Origin of the sequence: Pseudomonas sp. UBA3153 (genome assembly GCF_002364635.1) — a bacterium.
Lineage (GTDB): Bacteria > Pseudomonadota > Gammaproteobacteria > Pseudomonadales > Pseudomonadaceae > Pseudomonas_O > Pseudomonas_O kuykendallii.
On the sequence record NZ_DEYR01000094.1, the window covers coordinates 80046 to 103848 of the forward strand.

Annotated in this window: 24 protein-coding genes; 9 read left to right on the forward strand and 15 right to left on the reverse strand. The window is 62.3% G+C overall.

Annotation, left to right across the window (positions count from 1 at the left end; all coding sequences use genetic code 11):
* Positions 1-281 precede the first annotated feature (281 nt).
* The 4 genes from B2X67_RS19420 to B2X67_RS19440 all read left to right on the forward strand — a co-directional run bounded on the left by B2X67_RS19420 (position 282) and on the right by B2X67_RS19440 (position 4292).
* On the forward strand, positions 282-1163 hold the full coding sequence (locus tag B2X67_RS19420; protein ID WP_273234375.1) for a manganese catalase family protein: 882 nt from the start codon (positions 282-284) through the stop codon (positions 1161-1163).
* A gap of 407 nt (positions 1164-1570) precedes the next feature.
* Positions 1571-1825: a hypothetical protein gene (locus tag B2X67_RS19430; RefSeq protein WP_273234377.1), complete on the forward strand. Its 255-nt coding sequence runs from the start codon at positions 1571-1573 to the stop codon at positions 1823-1825.
* A gap of 50 nt (positions 1826-1875) precedes the next feature.
* Positions 1876-3288, forward strand: a complete 1413-nt coding sequence (locus B2X67_RS19435; RefSeq protein ID WP_286786507.1) for a cytochrome ubiquinol oxidase subunit I — start codon at positions 1876-1878, stop codon at positions 3286-3288.
* Positions 3289-3305: 17 nt separating this feature from the next.
* Positions 3306-4292, forward strand: a complete 987-nt coding sequence (locus B2X67_RS19440; protein ID WP_286786508.1) for a cytochrome d ubiquinol oxidase subunit II — start codon at positions 3306-3308, stop codon at positions 4290-4292.
* 82 nt (positions 4293-4374) lie between these two features.
* Here the strand turns inward: B2X67_RS19440 and B2X67_RS19445 are convergent, their stop codons facing one another.
* The 3 genes from B2X67_RS19445 to B2X67_RS19455 all read right to left on the reverse strand — a co-directional run bounded on the left by B2X67_RS19445 (position 4375) and on the right by B2X67_RS19455 (position 8974).
* Positions 4375-5733, reverse strand: a complete 1359-nt coding sequence (locus tag B2X67_RS19445; RefSeq protein ID WP_282339969.1) for a DUF1329 domain-containing protein — start codon at positions 5731-5733, stop codon at positions 4375-4377.
* A gap of 10 nt (positions 5734-5743) precedes the next feature.
* Positions 5744-7519 (reverse strand): DUF1302 domain-containing protein, encoded by a 1776-nt coding sequence (locus B2X67_RS19450; RefSeq protein WP_376747813.1) that lies wholly within the window; start codon positions 7517-7519, stop codon positions 5744-5746.
* 267 nt (positions 7520-7786) lie between these two features.
* On the reverse strand, positions 7787-8974 hold the full coding sequence (locus B2X67_RS19455; protein ID WP_286786509.1) for a citrate synthase: 1188 nt from the start codon (positions 8972-8974) through the stop codon (positions 7787-7789).
* Positions 8975-9202: 228 nt separating this feature from the next.
* Between B2X67_RS19455 and B2X67_RS19460 the strand changes: the two genes are divergently transcribed.
* The 4 genes from B2X67_RS19460 to B2X67_RS19475 all read left to right on the forward strand — a co-directional run bounded on the left by B2X67_RS19460 (position 9203) and on the right by B2X67_RS19475 (position 13711).
* Complete coding sequence (locus B2X67_RS19460; protein WP_286786510.1) at positions 9203-10486, forward strand: CitMHS family transporter; 1284 nt, start codon at positions 9203-9205, stop codon at positions 10484-10486.
* 132 nt (positions 10487-10618) lie between these two features.
* Positions 10619-11986, forward strand: a complete 1368-nt coding sequence (locus B2X67_RS19465) for an acyclic terpene utilization AtuA family protein (RefSeq protein WP_286786511.1) — start codon at positions 10619-10621, stop codon at positions 11984-11986.
* 2 nt (positions 11987-11988) lie between these two features.
* Positions 11989-12300, forward strand: a complete 312-nt coding sequence (locus tag B2X67_RS19470) for a DUF4387 family protein (protein WP_273234391.1) — start codon at positions 11989-11991, stop codon at positions 12298-12300.
* A 40-nt stretch (positions 12301-12340) separates the two neighbouring features.
* Positions 12341-13711 carry an MmgE/PrpD family protein gene (locus B2X67_RS19475; protein WP_286786512.1) on the forward strand — a complete coding sequence of 457 codons (1371 nt, stop codon included), beginning with the start codon at positions 12341-12343 and terminating at the stop codon, positions 13709-13711.
* A gap of 933 nt (positions 13712-14644) precedes the next feature.
* On the opposite strand, the gene B2X67_RS19480 is transcribed toward B2X67_RS19475, so the two are convergent.
* The 8 genes from B2X67_RS19480 to B2X67_RS19515 all read right to left on the reverse strand — a co-directional run bounded on the left by B2X67_RS19480 (position 14645) and on the right by B2X67_RS19515 (position 17583).
* A complete protein-coding gene (locus B2X67_RS19480; protein ID WP_273234394.1) occupies positions 14645-14833 on the reverse strand; it encodes a hypothetical protein in 189 nt (62 codons plus the stop codon).
* A gap of 39 nt (positions 14834-14872) precedes the next feature.
* Complete coding sequence (locus tag B2X67_RS19485; RefSeq protein ID WP_273234395.1) at positions 14873-15058, reverse strand: hypothetical protein; 186 nt, start codon at positions 15056-15058, stop codon at positions 14873-14875.
* A 38-nt stretch (positions 15059-15096) separates the two neighbouring features.
* Positions 15097-15276, reverse strand: a complete 180-nt coding sequence (locus B2X67_RS19490) for a hypothetical protein (RefSeq protein WP_139210745.1) — start codon at positions 15274-15276, stop codon at positions 15097-15099.
* Between the two features lie 43 nt (positions 15277-15319).
* Complete coding sequence (locus B2X67_RS19495) at positions 15320-15502, reverse strand: hypothetical protein (RefSeq protein WP_273234397.1); 183 nt, start codon at positions 15500-15502, stop codon at positions 15320-15322.
* A 30-nt stretch (positions 15503-15532) separates the two neighbouring features.
* Positions 15533-15721, reverse strand: a complete 189-nt coding sequence (locus B2X67_RS19500) for a hypothetical protein (RefSeq protein WP_286786513.1) — start codon at positions 15719-15721, stop codon at positions 15533-15535.
* Between the two features lie 46 nt (positions 15722-15767).
* Positions 15768-15974: a hypothetical protein gene (locus B2X67_RS19505; RefSeq protein ID WP_273234401.1), complete on the reverse strand. Its 207-nt coding sequence runs from the start codon at positions 15972-15974 to the stop codon at positions 15768-15770.
* Between the two features lie 54 nt (positions 15975-16028).
* Positions 16029-16220: a hypothetical protein gene (locus tag B2X67_RS19510; protein WP_090231099.1), complete on the reverse strand. Its 192-nt coding sequence runs from the start codon at positions 16218-16220 to the stop codon at positions 16029-16031.
* A 577-nt stretch (positions 16221-16797) separates the two neighbouring features.
* The gene (locus tag B2X67_RS19515) at positions 16798-17583 is read right to left on the reverse strand and encodes an exodeoxyribonuclease III (protein WP_286786514.1); all 786 of its coding nucleotides are present in this window, start codon (positions 17581-17583) and stop codon (positions 16798-16800) included.
* A gap of 138 nt (positions 17584-17721) precedes the next feature.
* On the opposite strand from B2X67_RS19515, the gene B2X67_RS19520 reads away from it, so the two are divergent.
* On the forward strand, positions 17722-18132 hold the full coding sequence (locus B2X67_RS19520; protein ID WP_286786515.1) for a hypothetical protein: 411 nt from the start codon (positions 17722-17724) through the stop codon (positions 18130-18132).
* On the opposite strand, the gene B2X67_RS19525 is transcribed toward B2X67_RS19520, so the two are convergent.
* From B2X67_RS19525 to B2X67_RS19540, 4 genes are all read right to left on the reverse strand, one after another.
* Entirely contained in the window at positions 18129-20486 is a 2358-nt protein-coding gene (locus tag B2X67_RS19525; protein ID WP_286786516.1) for an ATP-dependent DNA helicase, read from the reverse strand. The genes B2X67_RS19520 and B2X67_RS19525 overlap by 4 nt on opposite strands.
* Before the next feature lie 110 nt (positions 20487-20596).
* Positions 20597-22393 carry a glycoside hydrolase family 15 protein gene (locus tag B2X67_RS19530; protein WP_286786517.1) on the reverse strand — a complete coding sequence of 599 codons (1797 nt, stop codon included), beginning with the start codon at positions 22391-22393 and terminating at the stop codon, positions 20597-20599.
* Between the two features lie 7 nt (positions 22394-22400).
* Complete coding sequence (locus tag B2X67_RS19535) at positions 22401-23201, reverse strand: glucose 1-dehydrogenase (RefSeq protein WP_286786518.1); 801 nt, start codon at positions 23199-23201, stop codon at positions 22401-22403.
* Between the two features lie 157 nt (positions 23202-23358).
* Positions 23359-23571: a cold-shock protein gene (locus B2X67_RS19540; protein WP_090231094.1), complete on the reverse strand. Its 213-nt coding sequence runs from the start codon at positions 23569-23571 to the stop codon at positions 23359-23361.
* Between the last annotated feature and the right edge of the window lie 232 nt (positions 23572-23803).

Consider the following 23803-nt stretch of genomic DNA (forward strand, 5'->3'; position numbering starts at 1 on the left):
GCTTTTCTTCATGATCATTTGTTGTTCTCCATTGCTGGTTGCCGTGCGCGAAAGCAGCGCCGGTCTCTTACCGACTCCCGCTTTTCTATGCATGTTCCCTTGAAATGACCAAGTGTCGGAATGCGCCGCGCCGTAGGCCGGTATTGGTGTTTTCGCGACCGTTCAGCGGTGTTGATGAACATTCGTACCGCCTCGCACTTCCACTTAAGGCGGGTACTGCCCGCCTGGGAATTTAGGAGTGCTTGTGAGGGACCGCGCAAATAACCGTGTGAGGCAAAGCTATGTTCGTACACAACAAACGGCTGCAATACACCGTGCGCGTGGCCGCACCTAACCCGGGATTGGCGAATCTGCTCCTCGAGCAATTCGGCGGCCCCCAGGGCGAGTTGTCGGCAGCAATGCGTTATTTCACTCAGGGGCTCGCCGAAGACGATGCCGGGCGTAAGGATCTGCTCCTGGATATCGCGACCGAAGAGCTCAGCCACCTCGAAATCATCGGTTCGATCGTGGGCATGTTGAACAAGGGCGCCAAAGGCCAGTTGGCAGAGGCCGTGGAACAGGAAGCGGATCTTTACCGCTCGCTGACCGGCGGCGGCAACGATTCACACATCACCTCGCTGCTTTACGGCGGCGGCCCGGCGCTGGTCAACTCCGCTGGCGTGCCCTGGACCGCGGCCTACATCGACTCCATCGGCGAGCCCACGTCCGATCTGCGCTCCAACATCGCCGCCGAAGCGCGGGCCAAGATCGTCTACGAGCGACTGATCAACGTGACCGACGACCCCGGCATCAAGGACGCGCTGATGTTTCTGATGACGCGCGAACTGGCGCACCAGAAATCGTTCGAGAAAGCGCTGCATTCGATCCAGCCGAACTTCCCGCAGGGCAAGCTTCCGGGTATGCCCGCGTTCACCGACGTCTACTTCAACATGTCCCAGGGCGAAGCGGATCGCCGTGGTCCCTGGAACATGGGCGATGAGTGGGAATACGTGGAATCGCCAGAGCCGGCGGTGGACGGCGGTGACGGCGATGCCGTGGTCGATATGCCTGCTGCGGATGCGAAGGTGGTCCTGCAGATGGCACAGCGGACGATGTCCGATGCGGCCTCCGATCCTCTGACGGGCGCCGACCTCGGCTCCGGGAAAGCCGTAAAACCCCAGTAAGGCGGTACTCCGGCCCCCTTCGGCAACGTCGATCGGGGCCTTTTTTATCGAATCGAAGTCATGCAGCTCGTATCGCGCCGCGTGAGGCGTGCTGCGGAACACGCAAAAGGAGAGCGACTGTGGAGAACACAAGACCGGGTCCGGTTGTGAGCTGTTCGAGGAAGGTGCCTAGCGCGCCTCGATGAAGGCACTCGCCAGTGGGTTTCTGGCAGGCAAAACCGCTTCGGTGAAGATCCACAAGCAACATGGCACGCTCGAACAGGTGCGGACCAGCGCCGACCCCGTGAAACCGAAGGCTGAGCAGACGCACCGATGCGTGCCGCAAGCCGCATCGGGTCCGATGAACTAGCCGGTTCAGAAAAACCCTAATAAAGGCAGGCCCCAGAAACTCATACAAGAAGATCGCCATGAAACCGGCTGCCGAACAATCCCTCGAAACGCTGCGCCAGGCGCTGCAACCCCTCACTGCGGAGTTCGTCGTCAGGGGGCGCATGGTCGAGGTACGTGTGCACGACGGGCCTGATATCGAGCCCTACGTCGTGCTCCTCCCGCTGAGCAAGCTGGAGAACATGCGAGGCATCAGCCAGGTGGTGCTCGAGGCGCGTCAGCATCTGACCGTCTCGATGGCGCGGAGCAGGCAACACGCTGCCTCCGACGACTAGCCGAAGAACCGCGCGCCGACATCGGCCGCCAGGCCTGCGGAGCTCATCGAATGACCTGGACCGCGCTGGAGCTGGCGCGACTGCAGTTCGCCTTTAGCGTCTCCTTCCACATCGTACTGGCGGGCTTCACCATCGGCCTGGCGCTCTTCCTTTGCCTGATGGAAGCGCTATGGCTCTGGAAACGGCAGCAACGCTTCTGGATCACCTATCAATACTGGCTCAAGGTCTACGCACTCAACGTCGCGGTGGGAATCGTCTCGGGCGTGGTGCTGGAATACGAATTCGGCAGCAACTGGAGCGTCCTGGCGGCCCGCGCCGGCGCGGTGATCGGCCCGCTGATGTATTACGAGGTTCTCGCGGCGTTCTTCCTGGAGGCCGGCTTTCTCGGAATCATGCTGTTCGGCGCGAAAAAGGTTGGCCCGCGCCTGCATTTCTTCGCCACCTGCATGGTCGCGCTCGGTTCGCTGTTCAGCGCTTTCTGGATTCTCTCGGCGAACTCCTGGATGCATACGCCCGCCGGTTTCGCCATCGACCCGCAGGGTCGTTTCATCCCGACCGACTGGCTGGCGGTCATCTTCAACCCGTCGTTCCCGTATCGCTTCGCCCACATGTTGCTGGCGACGATCCTGGGCACCGCCTGCATGGTCGGTGCGGCTGGCGCCTGGCACCTGCTGCGCGACGCGAACAACTCCAGCGCACGGCTGATGTTTTCCTGCGGGTTGTGGGTGCTGCTGGTGGGCGGATTGCTACAGGTGATCGCCGGCGACCTGCATGGGCAGAACACGCTTCGCCACCAGCCGCAGAAGGTGGCGGCGATGGAGGGAAGCTGGCGGCGTCCGGCAGCGGGCGAGGGGCAGCCGCTGGTGTTGTTCGGCCTGCCGGACCCGGAGACCCGGAGCAACCATTATCAACTGGCGATTCCACACCTCGGCTCGTTGTACCTGCGGCACGACTGGCACGGCACCATCAAAAGCCTGGCGGAATTCCCGGCCGGCGAGATTCCCCACGTGCCCACGGTGTTCTTCGCCTTTCGCCTGATGGTCGGCATGGGACTGCTGATGATCGCGGTCGGGATCGCCGGGCTGCTGCTGCGTAGGCGCGGTCGGCTCTACCGCTCGCGACGGCTACAGTGGGCCAGCGTCGCCATCGCTCCCGCGGGTTTCGTCGCCCTCTTGGCCGGCTGGGTGGTGACCGAAAGCGGCCGCCAGCCGTACACCGTGTATGGGCTGCTGAAGACCGCCGACAGCCTCTCCCCGGTGCCCTATGAAATGGTCGCGGCGTCCACGCTGGCGCTCGTGCTTGTGTACGCCGGTGTGTTCGGCATCGGTATGTTCTACCTGTTTCGCACGCTGCGGCGTGCGCCGGAATGCGGTGAGCAGGGCCCTGCCAGCGAACTCGCGGAGCGTACCGGCCGCGGCGGGATGCCGGGGCGTTCGGCCGCCGATCTGGAAGGGCAGGGCTGATGTTCGCGGCACAAACAATGAGCCTGCTGGCGGCCGCGTCGATCGCCTTCGCCTTTCTCTGTTATGTCCTGCTGGATGGTACCGACCTCGGGGTCGGCATGTTGATCTGCTGTCCCGCCGACGAGCGCGACAGGCAGACCCTGGTCTACAGCATCCTGCCGTTATGGGATGGCAACGAAACCTGGCTGGTGCTCGGCGCGGGCGCTTTGCTCGCCATGTTTCCCCAGGCCTACGCCGGCTTTCTAAGCGCGCTCTACGCTCCGCTCTTCATCATGTTGCTGGCCCTTGTACTGCGCGGTTTCGCCCTGGAGTTCCGCGATCACTTCAGCCCGCCGCGGCGGCGTATCGCCGACCGGCTGCTGTGCGGCGCTTCTCTGGCGGTGGCCGCGAGCCAGGGCGTTTGCCTGGGAACGCTGATCCAGGGTCTGTCGCCGATCCACGCTGGCGACGAGTTATGGCGCTGGCTCGGGGCCTTTCCCCTGTGCTGCGGCCTGGCGATGGTGTGCGTCGACCTGTGGCTGGGAAGCGGCTGGCTGATCTGGCGAACCGAGGGCACGACGCGGGCGCTGGGGTGGCGTCTGGCGCGTCCGTTGGCGCTGGGCGGCATCCTTCTTTCGGCTGTCGTGCTGTGGTGGATGCTGCAGGGCGACGGTCCGGCGCGCTGGCCGGCGATGCGGGGGCTGTGCGTTTTCGGCGTGGCGTGCCTGCTGGTGACGGCTTCGGCCAGCCTGCTGTTCTTTCGGTTGCGTCGCGGCTTGGCGGACTGGGCGCCGCTGTTCGTCACGCTGCTCTGGGTGACGTCCGGCTTCCTGCTGGGGTCGTCCCTGTTCGTCGAAGCGATGATCGAGCCGGACTCGAGGTTTCAGCAGATGGCGAGCTCGCCCGTTAGCCAGGGCTTCGTCCTGCTGGGCTTCGCGCTGTTGGCACCGCTCACGCTGGCCTACAGCACCTATTCATTCTGGACCTTCCGCGGAAAGGTTCGCCGCTCTCGCCTGCCGCGCTGAGCGGGCGCCCGCCTTGATCGTGTTCCAGGCCGGCGAAGGGTGCCGGCCCGGGACGCGGGGGAGCGGAAGCCCGCGCGAGGCGTCAGCGAATGCCCATGGAGCGCAACGCCGCCGGGGTGAAATCCGAGGACTTGGCCTTGAGGCCGAACTGGTAGGCGTTCTTGGTCTGGTTGAACACGTAGTTGGCCAGGTAGCGCCCGGACAGCAGGTCGTAGGTCAGTTCGCCGGCGGAGATCTGCGTCTGCACGTCATAGAGCGGCAGCACGTGGTTTTCCGATACGCGCCAGAGGTTGCCACGGTTGTCGTAGTGGTCGGCCTCGACGATGGTCCAGCTGTCTTCGTCGATGAACAGGTGGCGCTTGGAATACACGTGTCGCTGACCTGGCTTCAGGGTGGCGATGACTTCCCAGACGCGGTGCAGCTCGTAACGGGTCTTGTCCTGGTTGATGTGGCCGGGGGTGACCAAGTCGTCGTAGCGCACGTTCGGGTCTGCAAGGCGGAAGCTGTTGTAGGGGATGTACAGCTCCTTCTTGCCGACCAGTTGCCAGTCGTAGCGATTGGGCGAACCGTTGAACATGTCGGTCTGATCGGTGGTGCGCAGATTGCCCGGGCCGGGGCTGTCGTAGGCGACCTGGGGCGCACGGCGCACGCGGCGCTGGCCGGCGTTGTACTGCCAGGCCATGCGCGGCTCCTTCACCTGGTCGAGGGTTTCGTGCACCAGCAGCACGCTGCCCACGTCGCGCGCGGGGGCGATGTTTTCCGAGGTGAAGTAGTAGAGGACGTTGCCCGCTTTCGACGGGTCGTAGTCCAGCAGCTGTTCGCTGTAGGCCAGGCGGTCGCGCTCGGTCTTCCACGAATAGGTGCCGTTCGGGGTGGTCATGAGGGCGGTGGTTTCGCGCTCGAAGCTGCCGCCGCGGTAACGCGTGATGTGGTTCCAGACCACCTCCAGGCCATTTTGCGGAATGGCGAACGCCAGCGGGCTGCGGTAGTCGGTCAGGCCGTTGCCGTCCGCAACCAGCTGGGTGCTGGCGGCATTCTTGCGGATCGTCTCGTAGGTGGACTGTGGCCAGGCGATGCTGCGATGGCTGGGGTACACCGGCATCTTGTAGGTGTCCGGGTAGCGGGCGAACAGCGCCTGCTGGCCGGGGCTGAGCTGGGCGCGGTACTGGTCGAGGTTCTTCGCGGTGATGGTGAACAGCGGCTGCTCCTTGGCGAAGGGGTCTTCGCGGAAGCCGTCGACCACTTTGCCGGCGTCCTTGGGCAGGCCACCGGTCCAGGCCGGAATGGTGCCGGCGGCGTTGCCGGCCTGTTCGGCGCCCACGGGCGTCAGGCGCTGGCCCAGTTCGGCGATCTTGGCGGCATCCACCGCGGCGAAGCAGGGTTCGGCAAGCAGTGGCAGGCTAGCCAGTGCGGCATAGAACATCGTTGTTTTTATGGGCATGGGGAAATCCTCAGAACGTGACGCCGAAACTGGCGCTCAGGAAGTCTCTGTCGACGAGGGTGTTGTAATCGCCGCCGAAGTAGTCGGTGTAACTCAGGCTGGCTTCGTAGTTGTTCAGGTACTTGGCGCTCAGGCCGATGCTGATGGCCTTGCTGCCCTCGTTGAAGTTCGGCCCGTAGCCGTCCACATCGTGGGAAAAGGCCAGGCTTGGCGTCAGGTCCAGGCCACCGATCACCCCGTTGTAGGCAAGGCTGCCGCGCAGTCGATAGCCCCAGGAGTTGCGGGTGAAGTAGCCGTTGCTGTTGCAGTACTCGGGGCGCGCGCTGAGCAGCGTGCGGCACAGGTCTTCGCCATTGTTGCCGTAGTACTCGCCGGTGCCGTACGGACTGGCGCGGCCGAAGCGCAGCGCGCCGGCCTTGCCCTCGGAGATGCCGGAGAGGTGGTTGTAGCCGGCTTCGCCGACCAGGGTCAGACGGCTGGCGCCGAGGATCTGGTCGAAGGTCTGGGCGACGCTGAGCTGTGCCTGGGTCATAGGCTTGCGCACGTAGCCGTGGATGGTGTCGCCCGGGATGCCCGAGTTGGGAATCACGCTGGGCACCACCGGGTCCAGCCGCAGGGTGGCGTAGATCAGGTCGTCGAAGGCCAGCGGCATGTTCGGGCGATAGCTCAGTTCACCTTCCACCGACGCACTGCCGATGTTGGTGTTGAAGCTCAGACCGTACAGGCGAATGTCTTCCGGGTACTCGAGGAAGTAGGTGCCCGTGGGCGCGCCGAAGGCGGGGCTGGTGAACGGGTCTGCGGTGACCATGGTGGAACTGCCCACCGGTGTGCGGCTGTGGTAATTCAGGTAGTAGGCGCTCACTTCGGTGTCGTTGAGACCGGGCAGCAGCCAGCGCAGGGCCACGCCGAACTGGCCGCTGTCGCGTGCATCGCGGTCACCGCCGCGCGGCAGGTAGAGCGTGTTGCCATTGAGGCCGGAGTTGTCCGATTCGCCTGGCGCCTGGTCGGAGCCGCTGAGCACGTAGCGGTCGTTGCAGCCGTCGGCGGCGATGTCGGAACTGGCGAAGAAGGTGCCGCAGTTGTCCGCCACCGACTGGTCCCATTCCAACTGGTAGAACGCCTCGACGCTGACCGCGTCGTTCAGCGTCTGCTGCAGGTACAGCATGTTCACCGGCAGCAGGCCTTCCTTGAGCTCCGAGCCGGGTCGGCGCAGGGCGTTGGCGTCCAGCGGGTTGATCACGTTGATGCCGCCGCCGATGAAGGTGCTGCCACCCCAGCTGACCACCTGCTTGCCGACGCGGAACGAGCCGGGCAGATCGGCGATCTGGTAGTTGTGATAGAAGAACGCGTCGAGCAGGTCGATGCCGGAGGACTGCGCGCCGCGCTTCCGGCCCTTGTCCTGGATGTCGTAGAGGTCCTGGTGCTCGTCCTTCAGTTCGAAGTCGTACCAGTACTTGCCGCGCACGAATACACCCGAGTCGCCGTACTTCAGCTCGAGGTCGTGGCTGCCCTTGAAGATCTTGGAAAAGGTGTCGTGCTTCTTGAAGTTCAGCCGGCCGTCGTCGGTGGTGCGAGATTCGCCCTTGCCGCCGTTGGCCACGCCGATGAAGTCCGGGTCCGGCGAGCGCATCGCCCAACTGGCCCCGATGGACAGCGAGGAGTCCAGCTTTCCCTCGACCTCGCCAAGATTGAAACTCACCGCCTGCGCGCCGGCCATGTAGCCTGCGGTTGCCACTGCCAGGACGGCTGCGCCCGGCAAGCCGGACCGCTTGATGGTTGCTTTCACGTCTGTTCACCTTTTCTTGTTATTGGATGCGGGCGTGAGCAATTGCTGTATCCCCTGCAACCTAGGCTTTGGTTCAATTAAACATGTACTGGTGCCGTACATGTGTATGTATTGAGCTCTCGGATACGCTATACACGCGTGGATTGGATGTAAATCTGTACGGAATTCGTACACCTATCGCGTCCGTTTGCGTGGCGTATCGAGGCAAGCGACGGGCAAGGGAAGGGCGCGCGGCGGCAGGATTGCCGCCGGTGTCTGAGGGGCGGCTTAACCGGGAAGGGCGCCGGTGTAGCGGGCGCGATGGCGAACCATCGGTTGCTGGTTGTACTGCTCGCTGGCGTGAGCGATCCAGCCTATCAGCCGGGCGACCGCGGCCAGCGCCAGTTCCTGACCGACCAGGTTGAATTTGCGCCCGACGAAACTGACCAGCAGGATGAATTCCACCGGGCGTTGCACCAGCTCTTCGGCCACGCTCATGGCCTTGAGCAGGCGACGGTATTCCGGGTCGTCGGCGAACATGTCGTCGAGTGTGGTTTTCAGGCTGATGGCGCGTGGATCGGCGATGCGGTGCACGTTGGCGCAGAAGCCCGGAATGTCGCCGCCCTGGCTGTAGTGCTGAAGAATGGGGTCGGAGGGGTCCTTCGCCGTGCACACTTCATCGACCAGGCGTCCGACCGCCTCGCTGCGGCCATAGGCCATGCGTCGCCCGCGCGACGCCGCCAGGCCGGTGATCACCGCGTAGTAAGGCGTGACGCCGGTGTTGGCTGCGGCGCGCACGCTGTACGTGGAGTGGTCCAGTTCATGGTCGATGCAAAGGATCAGCATGCGTCGGATCAGGTCGGCGTAGTGCGCGTCCACGCCGCGAGAAGCGGCGATGAACTCGTGCAGCGGCCGGGTATCCGGTGCGGCGGTGCCGACGACCAGGGCGGCGAACCAGCGCACCACGTCGGCACCGGTCCGTGCATAGCCCTCGGGGGACAGATCGAACGCCTTGGGATTCTCGCGCTCCACCAGGGGGAACAGCGCGATGGCTTTCTCGATCACCGTCGTATGGCTGTACAGCTCGAGCAGCGGCAATACGCCCGGCGGCATGTGCGGGAGCGTGCTGCCGAAGGCGCCGGGAACCTGCCAGAACATCTCCGCGACTTCTTCCACGGTCGCCGTTTCCACCAGTTCGGTGATGTCCCGCCCACGGTAGTAGAGGCCGTTTTCGGTGAGCAGGGTGAGCGAACTGGAGTCCCCGGCAACGCGCTTGCCGGCGCTGCCGTCGGGCGTCTTCACACCTTTGGTCAGGCGCTGGATGTCCGCCGCCCAATAGCGGCGCTTGCGCGAACCCTCCACCTTGATCGAGCGGATGTTCTTGCGTCCGACGTAGGCATAGAGCGTGGGCAGGTTGACGCCGAGCAGGCTGGCGGCTTCTTCGGCGGACAGGTACAGCTCGTCTTGGGTAGGCATTTGAGCCTCGCATCTGAGGTGGCTTGCTGGCAGACCCGAGAGCCTGGTAGCTGGCGGATCAATGGGAATATCGGCGCATTTTGAAACGTTGGTGGACAAAAAAAATACAGATTTACACAAAATCTATCCATGTTTATTTTTCCCGCCATTGATGCATTCGTGGCGGGGGGGCGTTCCTCGCTACAGGCGGCATCAGCAAGCAGCTTTCATAAAAACAAGGATAAGAAAATGGCTTGGGTTGGTTTCGGCATGGTGTTGGTGTTCATGGCGCTGATTCTCAGCAAACGATTGTCGGCAATCGTTGCGCTGATCCTGGTGCCGGTGGTTTTCGGGCTCGCACTCGGCCTCGGTCCGCAACTGGGCGAGATGGTGATGGGGGGCATGGTCAAGGTGGCGCCCACCGCGATGATGTTGATGTTCGCCATCCTGTTCTTCGCGGTGATGTTCGACGCCGGCCTGTTCGAGCCGGCAATCAGGCGGATCATGCGCATGGTGGGTAACGATCCGTTGCGCATCACACTGGGAACGGCCGCGCTGTCGGCGTTGATTTCCCTGGACGGCGACGGCTCCACCACGGTGCTGGTGGTGGTCAGCGCCTTTCTGCCGGTGTACCTGCGCATGGGCATGAACCCGCTGATCCTGGCGGTGATGCTGCTGCTGACCAACACCGTGATCAACGTGGTGCCCTGGGGCGGGCCCACCGCCCGGGCCGCCAGCGCGCTGCACCTGGATGCGATGGATGTGTTCACCGGCCTGCTGCCTACCGTCGTGATCGGCCTGGCCTATGCCTTCGTCGCCGCCTGGTGGCTGGGCCTGCGCGAGCGCAAGCGTCTGGGTTGGACGCCGGGGGGCGCCGGAGTGGCCAGTGCGCATCTGGTGCGCGAGCCGAAACCCAGCCATCGCCCGCGGCTGTTCTGGATAAACCTGGCATTGACCCTCGGGCTGGTGGCATCCATGGGGCTGGGGCTCGGACCGCTGCCGGTGCTGATGATGGTCGCCCTGGCGCTGGCGCTGGTGATCAACTACCCACGGCTGCAGGACCAGAAGGAGCGCATCGCCGCCCATTCGGAGAGCGTGTTGAACGTGATCGCCCTGATCTTCGCGGCCGGAGCCTTCACCGGCATCCTCAGCGGGTCGGGAATGGTCGACGGCATGTCCCAGGCGTTCCTTGGCGTGCTGCCCGAGGGCGCCGGACCGTACATGAGCGTGATCACCGCACTGGCGGGGATTCCCTTCACCTTCTTCATGTCCAACGACGCCTTCTTCTTCGGCATCCTGCCGATCCTCGGTGGCGCCGGCGCGCAATACGGGGTCGACCCGCTGCACATCGCCCGCGCCTCCGTGCTGGGCCAGCCCGTGCACGCCTTGAGCCCACTGTTGGCGGCGTCCTACCTGCTCAGCGGGCTGCTGCAACGGGAGGTCGGTGACCTGCAGCGCTACTGCCTCGGCTGGGCGCTGGGCAGTTCGGCGGTACTGATTCTTTCCGCCCTGGCGACCGGCGCCATCAGCTAGCGCCCCCGTTCCACGACTCACAGCGCCCCCTGGCGAATGCCGGGGGGACAGGCAGCGGCTTGCCGCAAAAAAGCCAGCCTCGCCGGCCCTGCAAGCGCGGGCGAGGCGGCACCCTTCGACAGAGGAACGACCATGAAAAAATCCATCAAGGTGCTCGCCCCGACCGGGGGCATGGGCTCCGGGCTACGCCAGGACATCTTCCAGCAGGCGCTGCTGGAGAAGCCGGACGTGATCGCCATGGACGCCGGCTCCACCGACTCCGGCCCCTATTACCTGGGCACCGGCAAGAGCAAGAGCTCGGCCATCGTGCTCAAGGCCGAATTGCAAACCTACATGCGTGCCCGCGCCGAACTCGGCGTGCCGCTGATCATCGGCAGCTGTGGCACCTGTGGTTCCGATGCCGGCGTGGACCTGGTGCGCGGTCTGTGCCTGGAGATCGCGGCCGAGCTGCAGCAGACCGTGAAGATCGCCGCTATCTATAGCGAACAGAACACCGCCACAGTGACCCAGGCCCTGGCGGACGGACGGATACTGCCGTTGAACCCGGTGCGGCCGATCGACCAGGCGCACATCGAGCGCTGCTCGCGGATCGTCGCGGTAATGGGAGTCGAGCCGTTCATCCATGCGCTCGAGCAGGGCGCTGACATCGTCCTCGCCGGGCGCGCCACCGACACCGCGGTGCTGGCCTGCTTCCCCATCCTGCATGGCGCACCGGCGGGCCCCGCCTGGCACGCCGGCAAGACCCTGGAGTGCGGTCCGCAGTGCACCACCACGCCAACCGAGGCGATGGTGATTGCCGAGATCGATGACGGCGGATTCACCCTGATCGCGGTGGGCGACCAGGCGCGAGCCACGCCACATTCGGTCATGGCGCACATGCTCTACGAGAACAGCAACCCCAATGTACTGGTGGAGCCGGGTGGCGTGTTGAACGTCGAGGCGGCGCGCTACCACGCGATCGACGAGAAGAGGGTGCGGGTCGAAGGTTCGCTGTGGACCACCAGCGAGCACTACACGGTGAAGCTCGAAGGCGCCGCGGTGGCGGGGTACCAATCGGTACTCCTGAGCCTGGTGCGTGGCCCGGAATACATCGCCCGCTTCGACGAATGGCTGGCCTCGCTGGACCAGGTCATGCGCAAGCGCATCGAGAAGAACCTCGACATCGGCCCGGCGGATTACGACCTGCAGTTCCGCGCCATCGGCAAGAACTCGGCGCTCGGCGATCTGGAGAGCCAGGTCGGCCAGCCGGTGGAGATCGGTGTTCTGGCCATCGTGACCACCCCGCAGGCCTCGCGGACGCAGGACATCATCGCCTTGCTCAACCCGTATCTGCTGCATTTCCCGCTGCCCGACGACAAGGAGCTGCCGTCCCACGCGTTTCCGCTGTCGCCCCCGTCCATGGATCGCGGCCCCGCCTACGAATTCATGCTCAACCACGTGATGGTGATCGAGGATCCGTTGGCGCCGTTCCGTTTCGACATCACCACTACAGGAGCTTGAGCATGAGCCATTCCCAGGGTTACGAGATCCGTTCGAAAAACGCCGGGCCTTACTGGCTCACCTTCGACATCTTCTGCGCGAATACCGAGGTTTTCCGCCAGCTGAGCCAGGAGCCGCGCCTGGCCGAGCCCGCGATGGCGGAGATGCTGCACGGCGACCCGCAGCAGGTGAGGGTGTTCCGCCTGGAGGCGCTGAACGTGATCAAGATCAGCCTGCCGCGCCCGGTAGTGCAGGGTTCGCTGCAGGACCGGGACATGCACGGCGCGCAGTGGGCCAACGTCCTTACCGAGGCGCTCGCCAGCCGGCGCGCGTGATGTCTTGAACAGCCAGTCCCTCTCTTTCTGGAAACCTTCTATGAACCTGGCAGAACAACTCAGCCACTACGCCTTGACACTTCGCTACGACGACCTGCCCGCCGCGGTGGTGCACAAGGTCAAACAACGCATGGTCGACAGCCTTGGTTGCGCCCTGGGCAGCTTCGACGAAACGGTGGTCGCCGACTTGCGCCGCTTCGCCGGCAGCGTGCTCCTCGACTCGTCGAGCGTGCTCGGCACGGCGCAGAAAACCAGCGTCGATATGGCCGCATTCGTGAATGGCGCCATGGTGCGCTATTACGATTTCAATGACGGCTACATCGCCAAGGAACTGGGCCATCCCAGCGACAACATTCCCACCTGCCTGGCGGTTGCCGAAGCCGAGGGCGCCTCGGGCCGGGAGCTGATCGTCGCCATCGTGCTGGCCTATGAAGTGCAATGCCGCCTGCAGGACGCCGCCAACCTCTATCGCCTCGGCTGGGACCACGTGAACTACGTGCTGGTCTCAGCCACGGTGGCCGCCGGGCGGCTGATGAAACTGAGCCAGGAGCAACTGGCGCACGCCATCAACATCGCGGTGAACGGGCATATCGCCCTGCGCCAGGTACGCGCGGGCGAACTGTCGGCATGGAAAGGTTGCTCGGCCGCCAATGCCGCCCGCAACGGCGTATTTTCCGCGCTGCTGGCGCGCCACGGCGTGACCGGGCCATCGCCAATCTTCGAGGGCGAGATGGGCTTCATGAAGCAGATCACCGGCGCCTTCCAGCTCGATGTCCAGCAGTTCGGCAACGCCGAGAATGGCGACTTCCGCATCCTTAATACGTTGACCAAGCTGCTGCCGATGCAGGGTGAAATGCAGACCGCGGTATGGGCCGCGCTGGAACTGCGCAGCCAGCTCGGTGACCTCGGAGTCATACGCGCCGTGCGCATCGACACCACCGAGGTGGGCTACCGGATCCTCGGCAAGGACCCGGAAAAATGGCGGCCCGCCAGCCGTGAAACGGCGGACCATAGCTTGCCCTACGCCGTGGCGAGGGCCTTGCTCGACGGGCAGATAACCGCTTCGTCCTTCGCCCCGAAAAAGCTTGGCGAACCCAGCGTGCTGGCGTTCATGGACAAGATCAGTGTGTACCCCAACGAGGAGCTGACCGCGCTGTTTCCGGCGCAGATTCCCAACCGGGTGACCATCGAGCTGACCTCGGGTGAGACCCTCACCAAACAGGTCAACGCCGCGCGGGGCTCGCTCGCTACGCCGATGGACGATGAAGACTTCGAAAACAAGTTTCGGACGCTTCTCTGTCCTCTCCTGGGCGCCGAGCGGATCGACAAGCTGCTCGAATGCATCTGGAGTATGGAGGAACAGCAGGGACTCGAAGCGCTTTTCGAGCTGGCCATCATTGAGGCGCATTGAGCGCCGGCTGACTGTGACAAGGGAGCAGGAGCCACCCCTGCCGGTGCCTTGCCCCTGTCCAATTGCCCTGGGCGGATCGCCTCGATTCGCTTCCGCGGTGCGAGCGGCGCGTAGGCGTGCCGCCTCGCCGTAGGCTTACCGCTGTGATAATCAGCTGCTTACGGCCTCTTCATCGCGCTTCACCCTTGCCAACTGTGACGCAGGGGGCAGTCTCAACATCACGCGGGGAGCCGTGGCAGTGGCCAGCGGCTGCTTCCACGCGCTCCAGCATCTCGCGGGGATCCGCTAGCCACGCCATGAGCGCTATCGGTGAATGGCGGATTCGCCTATCGGCTCGTACTTGATGTACACGGACGCCAGGCAGCGTCTGGTTGGAAATACTCATATAAACCGAGCGCCACTGTTTACGTCGCGTGTTAACGCATGACGATAATATCCGTGCGCGATACTGGCTAATTAGATGGCGGGTGCTTTCCGGGATCAGAGTTAATGTTCTGACCAGTCCCGAGAGATTGGGCGAGGAGTGTCAATCCAGGAAGAATATCCAGGTTTCCATGAATAGATTTCGAGATGCGTAGAGGATATTTACCAACTACCCAGGCGGATAAACAACCACATCCGGACCGCAAGCTGTTATTCGGCCGATGTTCCATGACTGCATAGAGCAAACCCTGCTGGAGCGACGGAAGTTCTCTCGATCTATCGTCTCGAGTCGACGGGCATGTAATACGAAATCGGGGTCCGTAGCAGTGGACGCTTCCAGTTTCGCGATATCTTTTCCAAAGTCACAAAGGCGATGCTCAGTAGTCGCTTAAAGCTCTCGGATGACCACTCCAGAAATCACTTGGATTTCCGATATCAATTTCAATGAACGATAAATCCAACCCATGTTCTGGGTGGCTTACTCGCTCGCGCATAACCTGCGCGGGTAACTCAGGTCTGTGGCGTAGGATTTGTCGCAATATGGTTTTCGTTCACGCGTGCACGAAATTGGCTATGGCCGGTCAATAGCGCGGTAAACATTGCCCTGATCTTTCCTGCAAGCGGTAGAGTAAGTTCGTTGATCCGAACGTCATCGCCATTCATCTCGTCCATCGATTGCATCGAGTCCGCAAAGCTCATGGATGTATCTCCCAATTGTCCATCGAGTGGTTTATCAAATTACAACGGCTGGCCTAAGTTCTGCTGTTGGACCGTTGCGTTGCCGAGAACCGGGTTGCGCTCGGGTTTGAACAGCGAAACGAACTTGAGCACGATGGTTTTGAACGAGGGCAGGCGAATCTCGTTGATCACGATTTCGTCGTCGTTCATGGCGTCCAGCGAGTTCATCGAATCTGCAAAGCTCATGGTAATCGTCCTTCCGTAGTTGGGATTGTCGAGGGTGATCAGGACTGCTGAACGTGGCCCAGGTGCTGGCTGGCCGGCTCTACGAGTCGCGGTGCCGGTTTGAGGGAGGCAATCATCCTTGCAAGAAGAACCTTGATCGACGGCAGGCGAATCTCGTTGATCACAACGTCGTCGTCGTTCATGGCGTCCAGCGAATTCATCGAATCTGCAAAGCTCATGGCGGTCATCCTTTTCGTGGTTAAGGGCAAGTTCAGTCTTGATCTAGAGCTGCTGGAGGCCGTGTTGCTGACGCTGGCTGGCAGACAGGTCGACGGTTTGTTCCGGTTTGAAGAGCGAAACGATTCTGGCAAAAAGAACTTTCACGGACGGCAGTCGAATGGAGTTGATTACAACTTCGTCGTCATTCATGGCGTCCAGGGAGTTCATCGAATCTGCAAAGCTCATGTTGGTCATCCTTGCTGGTTTCAAAGAAAGTCAGGAGTGCTGGCTGATGTTCGGTTGTTGGATGTACTGGGCGCGCGAGGCATCGACCGTATTGCCCGGCTTGAACAACGAGATAACTTTCAGGGCAAGGCTCTTGACCGACGGCAGGCGGATTTCATTGATCACTACTTCGTCGTCGTTCATGGCGTCCAGGGAATTCATCGAGTCTGCAAAGCTCATGGCGTTCGTCCTTTGATTTTCTGTGAGGTTATGTTATGGAACTTGATCAGGAGTTCTTGCTCTGATTCGATTCACGCCCGATGTCGGGCTTGCCAATTTTTTGCGTTTGGTTTATTTCGCGCGAAGTAGAGGTCGATACGAGTGCGACGACGCTGCGAAGAATTTTTTTGAAGGAAGTCAGCTGAACATGGTTGATTTTGGCAACGGCCGAGTTCATGGTATCAAGATCGCAAATCGAGGCGGCGAAACTCATGATGGATATCCTTTCAAAAATGGTTTATAAAAATACATACCGTCCCGGACCGATCTAGATCCCGCGACCGAGGTGCTGCTTATGACTTTGAAGTTCAAGGCGAAGACCGCTGCTCAACTTCGTGGCTGGCATGAGCGAGGCAACTTTTGCGATGATTCTGGAAAAGAACGGAATACGAATTTTATTGATTTCGACGCCGTCGGAGTTCATGGAGTCGAGGTCGATCATCGAGTCAGCGAAGCTCATGTCAGTCATCCTTAAGTTGGCTTACTTTTAGCCTGCTCAGCCAGGCGGTGTCATTCGGTTGGCGTATTGGTGCCAGGTAGTCGGTTATCTGACTGTGGCGTTCCGCCATCCCGAAAGTATCATCAAATTTGAGCATTTGCTCGAAGAAGATTCGGCCGCCTGTCGTTCCGCTTAAACGCCCGTGGGGCGGGTGCCTGCAAACGCTTCGACTGTCTCGTCGCAGAATAGCTCCACGTACTTTTTCTGCGTCTCTCGAAATAGCAAAATCTCGGGAATTTCAAGACTTCGCCGTTTCGCTTAAATCGAAGCGGTATCGGCGAAGATCACTCCTATATCTCGATTTTTTTAATAATCAGGTTGTGTTTCTGAGTTATGAATTTTTTTCTGCTCAGTCGACAATCGGTATGGCCCGTGGCCACTGCTCGAGCTTTTTTCGCTTCCTTCCAGGCTTTTTAACCGCTTAAAAATAAGGGTTTTTCGCTGGAAAAAAGTCGTCGCTCGATCCTCTTTTTTATCGAATGAACGTCAGTACGTAGCTGTTTTACGGTCCCCAAGCTGCCCCTTTGGCCGTCTTTTTTCAGTCCATCTCGAGCGAAATCCACGTCGGTGCGTGGTCACTGGTATGGGGCAGATCCCTCACCCAGCGGTCCACGCCAGCGTCTCTCAAACAGGGTGAGAGCGTGCGGCTGAGCAGCAAATGATCGATCCGCAGGCCCGAGTTCTTTTGCCAGTGCTGGCGGAAGTAATCCCAGAAGGTGTAGATCCGCTCGTCGGGAAAATGCGTGCGCAGGGCGTCGGTCCATCCCTGTTCCAGCAAGCGCTCGTAGCAGGCGCGGCTTTCCGGCTGCAAGAGCGCGTCGTTCAGCCAGGAACGCGTGTTGTAGATGTCCATGTCAGTGGGGACGACGTTGTAGTCGCCCGCCAGTACGACGGGGTGATCGCTCTCCAGCAGACCGGCGGCGTGTTCGATGAAGTGTTCGAACCAGGCCAGTTTGTAGTCGAATTTAGGGCCTGGCTGCGGGTTTCCGTTCGGCAGATACAGGCTGGCGACGATCACCCCATGGGCCGCGGCCTCGAGATAGCGGCTCTGGCCGTCGCTTTCGTTTCCCGGCAAACCACGGCGGATTTCCAGCGGATCCATTCCCTTGGCGAGAATCGCCACGCCATTCCATGAGCTCTGCCCCTGCCAGATCGCACCATAGCCAGCGGCCCTTATGTCATCGATGGGGAAGCCTTTGTCCGGCGCTTTCAACTCCTGCAGGCAGGCGATATCCGGTGCTTCCCGCTCCAGCCATTCCAGCAGGATGGGCAGCCGCGAGCGGATGCCATTGATGTTGAACGTGGCGATCTTCAAGATGGACATGAGGGTTCCTTTCTACCTGTGGAGACGATCCGCACCTGATCGGTAGAAGGGGCGCGATGCGGTTAGTTCTCCGTTTGGGGAACGACAAGGCGCATCGAGGGCTCGACATGATCATCTTTCCCAGGCAGCGAGGCGCGCATGAAACGGATCATCACGATGATGACGCTGGTTACCCTGGCGGGTTGCGGCGGCGACACCGCACCCGCAACCAGTACGGCGGTGCCCGAGCGGGCGGCGGTCGTGCCGGCCACGCAGGTGCCACCCACCGACAGCTGGATCGGTCGCTGGCTGGGCCCGGAGGGACTCTTCCTCGACATCCGTGCGAATGCCGAGGGCGGGGAAGGGCACTACGTACTGACCATCAAGAGCGATCTGGACGGCCAGGCAGAGTTCGCGGGGCAGGCCGACGGCGAGACAATCCGCTTCGTCCGTGATGGGGCGCAACAGACCATTCGGCCTGGAAAGGGCGTGGAGACTGGGTTCAAATGGCTCGCCGACAAGTCCAACTGCCTGATCGTCCGCAGCGGCCAGGAGGGTTACTGCCGCTAGCCGGGCACCGGGTCGAGCCGATTCTCGGTCGCGGTACAGTCCGCGATCGAGGCGCACGCGACGCTCCACCAGGCGGGTAGCAACGCGCGTACCTGGCGCTGGGCGAAGCGGTCGTCGATCAGATACACCACCCCGCGATCATCCTGGCCGCGGATGACCCGCCCCGCCGCCTGCACTACTTTCTGCAGGCCGGGGTAGAGGTAGGTGTAGTCGTAACCGGCGCCGAACAGCTGCTGCATACGCAGCTTGATCTGTTCGTTGACCGGGTTCAGCTGTGGCAGGCCGAGCGTGGCGATGAACGCGCCAATCAGGCGCTCGCCCGGCAGATCGATGCCCTCGCCGAACGCGCCTCCGAGCACGGCGAAGCCGATACCGCGGCCGTCCGGCGTGAAGCGCGCGAGAAACTCTGAGCGGGCGGGCTCGTCCATGCGCCGCGACTGTTGCCACTGCGGAATGTGCGGAAACCGCTCGGCCAAAAGCTGCGCCACCTGCTGCAGGTAATCGAAGCTGCTGAAGAAGGCCAGGTAGTTGCCTGCGCAGTTGGCGAACTGCTGTCCGATCAGCTCGACGATCGGGCGCAGGGACGACTGTCGATGCAGATAGCGGGTCGACAGGTCGTCCACCACCGTCACCCGGAGTTGCCGATGGTCGAACGGCGACTCCACATCGATCCAGCGGCAGGTATCGGGCAAGCCCAGCAGTTCTCGATAGTAGTGCTGCGGGCTGAGTGTCGCGGAGAACAGGACGGTCGAGCGGCTGGCCTCGAAGCGCGGCTGCAGGAAGGGCGCCGGTACCAGGTTGCGCAGGTTCAGCAGCGAAGCGCTGCGGCGCCGGCCGATGTCGCGTTTGTGCACGTCGAACAACGAATGGGCGCCGAACAGCTCGGCGATGCGCAGGAACTGCAAGCTGTCGAAGTAGAAGGCCTGCAGGGCCGGGTCGATGGACGACGGGGCTTCGCTGAAATGGTCCATCAGGGCCGAGCCTGCCTGCTGCAAGGCCTGCAGCAATTTCGTTGGGAGCGCGTCATGGCGCTGGTACGGCGCGATTTGCTCGGAATGCAGGGCGTTCCATTGGCGATGGACACGGTCCAGCGGTCGCTTCAGGGGCGCGGGTGCCTCGCGGCGTATCGAGGCCAGCTGCGACTGGTCGAGCGCGGCGCTGTACATCTGTCGAGCGCGCTCCACCAGGTTGTGCGCTTCGTCCACCAGCACGGCGATACGCCATTCGTTGGATTGGGTCAGCCCGTGCAGCAGGCCGCCAAGGTCGAAGTAGTAGCTGTAATCGCCGATCACCAGATCGACCCAGCGCGTCAGTTCCTGGCTCAGGTAATAGGGGCAGATGCGATGCTCCAGTGCCACGCACCGCAGCGCCTGCTGGTCCAGCCAGGCCACGGTCAACGCCGCTTCGCGCGCTGCCGGCAGGCGATCGTAGAAGCCCTGGGCGAGCGGGCAGGATGCACCGTTGCAGGCTTTGTCCGGGTGCTCGCAGGCTTTGTCGCGGGCCACCAGTTCGAGCACGCGCAGGGGTGGATGCTGCGTCTCGCCGCGCAGGGTTTGCAGGCTGTGCAAGGCCAACTGACGGCCAGGAGACTTCGCCGCGAGGAAGAACACCTTGTCCAGCCGCTGGCCAGGCATCGCCTTGAGCTGCGGAAACAGCGTGCCGAGGGTTTTACCGATGCCCGTTGGTGCTTGGGCGAGCAGGTGGGTGCCAGTGCAGGCGGCTTTGTAGACGGTTTCGGCCAGCGGGCGCTGTCCGCGTCGAAAGGCTTCGTGGGGAAAGCGCAGCGCGCCGAGCGCCAGGTCACGCCGTTTGCGATGCGCGACCTCCTGTTCCGCCCAGGCAATGAAGCGCTGGCACTGCAATTCGAAGAACGCGCGCAGTGCGGACGCCGCGTGCCGCTCGCCGATCAGGGTCTCACGCTGGCTGGCGATATCGAAGTACACCAGGGTCAGTTCGATTTCCTGCAGGTCCAGTTGCCGGCACAACAACCAGCCGTAGACCTTCAGCTGCGCCCAGTGCAGGGCGCGATGATTGGCCGGCTGTAGGGCCAGGTCGCCGCGATAGGTTTTCACTTCCTCCAGACGATTCGCCCGCGGGTCGTAGCCGTCGGCGCGACCGCGTACCCGAAGGTGCCGGTACTCCCCGTTCAGGGTCAGTTCGGTCTGGTAGCCCGCGCCGCGCCTCGACGCCACTGCCACATGTCCCGCCATGCCTTCGCTCGCGGTTGGCGAGGGCGTGAAGCGCAGGTCGAGATCTCCGGATTTGGCGGTGAACTCGCACAGCGCCCGCACGGCTACGACGTAGCGTTGCTCAGCATCGGGCGACAGGGAGGCGGGAATGACTGCGGTGGGCACGGGATCGGATTCGTTTGGAACTGGTTATCCGTACAGATACCAGCGGCGCCGACATTCGGCAAACGGAATGCGATCGATGGAAGGTCCGCCGGAGTGGCGGACCTCTCCCATCAGGGCTGCCAGAGCGTCGCGCGTTTATCCAGCTTGCGATCGAGGAAGGTCGCGGCGCTTATCAAGGCCAGATGGGTCAGCGCCTGGGGCATGTTGCCGAGATGGTGGGCGCGTCCGTCGAACTCTTCGGCGTAGAGACCCAACTGATTGGCGTAACTCAGCAGCTTCTCGAACTCCAGGTGCGCCTCCGCCACGCGGCCCGCGCGGGCCAGGCATTCGACGTACCAGAAAGAGCAGGCGGCGAACGCGCCTTCCTCGCCCTCGAGGGTGTCCGAGGGCGTGTCGCTGGGCAGATAGCGCTTTACCATCCCGTCCCTGACCAGCGATGCGCCGATGGCATCCAGCGTTGCCAGCCAGCGGGAATCGGTCGCGCTGACGAAGCGTACCAGCGGCATCATCAGCATCGCGCCATCCAGCGCGGTGCTGCCCAGTCGCTGAACGAAATGGCCGCGTTCCTCGTTCCAGAAATTGCTCCAGATGTCTTCGTGGATCGCCCGGCGGGTTTCATCCCATTGGCGAAACGGCGCGGGAAGCGAGCGTTTGCTGGCAAGTCGAATGGCGCGATCCACCGCGACCCAGCACATCACCCGGGAGTGCAGGAAATGCTGCGCCTCGCCGCGCATCTCCCATATCCCCACGTCGGGCTGTTGCCAGCGTTCGCAGACATGATCGACGAGGCGAGTGATGTGCTGCCACTCATCGTGCGGTACGGCCTCGCCGTACTTGTTGGCCAGGTAAATGGCATCGAGAAGTTCGCCATAGATATCCAACTGAACCTGACCGTAGGCATCGTTGCCGATCAGAACCGGAGTGGCGCCGCCGTGGCCGGCGAAGTGGGGCAGGGATTCCTCGGTGAGTTCCCGTTCCCCGTCCGCCCGATAGACGATGCGCAACTCGCCACGCTTGCATTCGCTGACGCGTTTGCCGACCCAGCGCATGAAGTCGTTGGCTTCGTCCACATAGCCCAGGCGCATGAACGCGTACACCGTGAAGGACGCATCGCGGATCCAGGTGTAGCGGTAATCCCAGTTGCGCGAGCCGCCCGGCGCTTCCGGGAGCCCGAAGGTGGCGGCGGCGAGTATCGCGCCATGTTTGCGCGACGTGAGCAGCTTGAGCGCGAGAGCGGAGCGCTCGACGGCTTCGCGCCAACGGCCGCGGTAGTTGGATCGGTGAACCCAGTTGCGCCAGAAGGAGAGGGTCTCCTGTTGGCAGCGCGAGGCATCGTCCGCATTCATCCGCTGGTGGTCCGCATCGCTCAGCACCAGTTGGACGCTCTCGCCCTCGGCGAGGACGAAGACGCTCAGCGCGGCGGCATCCTCGATCACCAGAGGGCAGCTGGCGGCAAGGCGAAGCGTCGGTTTTCCGTCGGCCAGGAAGCATACGTCCGAGCCGTCCGCCTCGGCGCGGGTTTCGGTGCGTGCATAGTCATGTCGCACGGCGCAACGTATCGTGAATCTGATCTGGCCGCGCACGGCGTTGACCTGACGGATCAGTCGCGGCGGTCCCGGCTCGTTGCCTACCGGCATGAAGTCGGTTACCTCGGCGATGGCCGTTTCACCTAGCCAGCGGGTCTGCAGAATGTTGCTGTCGGGCAGGTAGATCTGTTGGTGGCGAGGGGCGGGAATGTCCGGAATGATCTCGAAGGCGCCGGCCTTCGGACTGTCCAGCAGGGAGGCGAAGATGGTGGGGCTGTCGAAGTTCGGCCAGCAGAGGAAGTCGATACAGCCATCGTCGGCGATCAGCGCGGCGGTCTGCATGTCGCCAATGATGCCGTGAGCCTCGATAGGGCGTTGCATGAGGGCTTCATCCATTATCACGAAACTCCGGGTAGAGGCTCATGCCTCCATCGATGAACAGGCTGGCGCCGACCACGTAGTCGGAGGCGTCGGAGGCGAGCCAGACGATCGCGTTGGCTACGTCCTCGACGGCTCCGATCCGGCCGTAGGGAATCAGCTCGAGAAGCTTGTCCGCCGCATCGCCTTGGGTAACCTCTTCATTTATCGCTGTGCTGATGGCGCCAGGCGCCACGCTATTGATGCGTATGCGCTGATGGGAGACCTCCTGCGCAAGGCTTCGCATGAGCAGGTCGACACCCCCTTTGGACGCGGCGTAGTTGACATGTCCCGCCCATGGGATGCGCTCGTGTACCGAACTCATATGGATGATCTTGCCGGCCGCGCGGGATATGGAGGAATCGATGCCCTGCGCCACGAACTGGCGGATGGCCGCCCGGGCGCAGAGGAACTGACCGGTGAGGTTGACCTGGATGACGGCGTTCCAGTCCTCCAGCGTCATGTCCAGAATTGCGGCGTCGCGCTGCATGCCGGAGTTCGCCACCAGGATGTCCAGCCTGCCGAACTCGTTCAGGGTCTGCCTGAGCATCTGCTCGACGTCCGACTCGTTGGAGACATCGGCTTCCACGGCTATCGCCCTGCCGCCGGCCGCCTGGATCTCCGCGACCAGCTGCTGGGCGGGTTCGGCATGTGAGTTGTAGTTGACTACGACTGCAGCGCCGGCGTCGGCCAGCGCTTTGGCGGCAGCTTTGCCGATTCCGGAGCTGGCTCCGGTAACCAGGGCGACCTGGCCTTCCAAACTGATTTCCATCATCTGCTCCCGGGTTGGTCACCCTAGAGCTGACTACCCCCGACATGGAGAGTTCGTCCGCAGGGGCCTGGCTACGGGCTTTCCTGGTAACCGGATGCGTTTCTTCAGGCATAAAAAAAGCCCCGCGAGCGGGGCTTTTTTCAGTAGAGCTGCAGACTTAGTCTACGCGCACTTCTTCGGCTTGCATGCCTTTCTGGCCCTTAGCGGGAACGAAGGAGACCTGCTGGCCTTCTTTCAGGCTTTTGAATCCATCACTCTGAATGGCTTTGAAGTGTACGAACAGATCGGCAGAGCCATCAGTCGGGGTGATGAAGCCGAAGCCTTTTTCATCGTTGAACCACTTAACGGTACCAGTTTGGCGATTAGCCATTGTGCAACTCCAGAAAAATTTAAGGCCTATGGTGCAGTCTCGCCCACGGCTCTCATGCAGAGTATCCCAACCGAAGGCGTACCGGTAGCTTTTATTCTGTTCACGACACATATAGTTGTGGAAGCGGCTCCCAGGGCTGCTGGCAGTACCTAGCTCACTCTTCCATATAGATGTAGGCAAATCTGTCAGCCGAAACTCTTTCGAAAAAGCGGTTGACGTGAGTTTTGGGCTG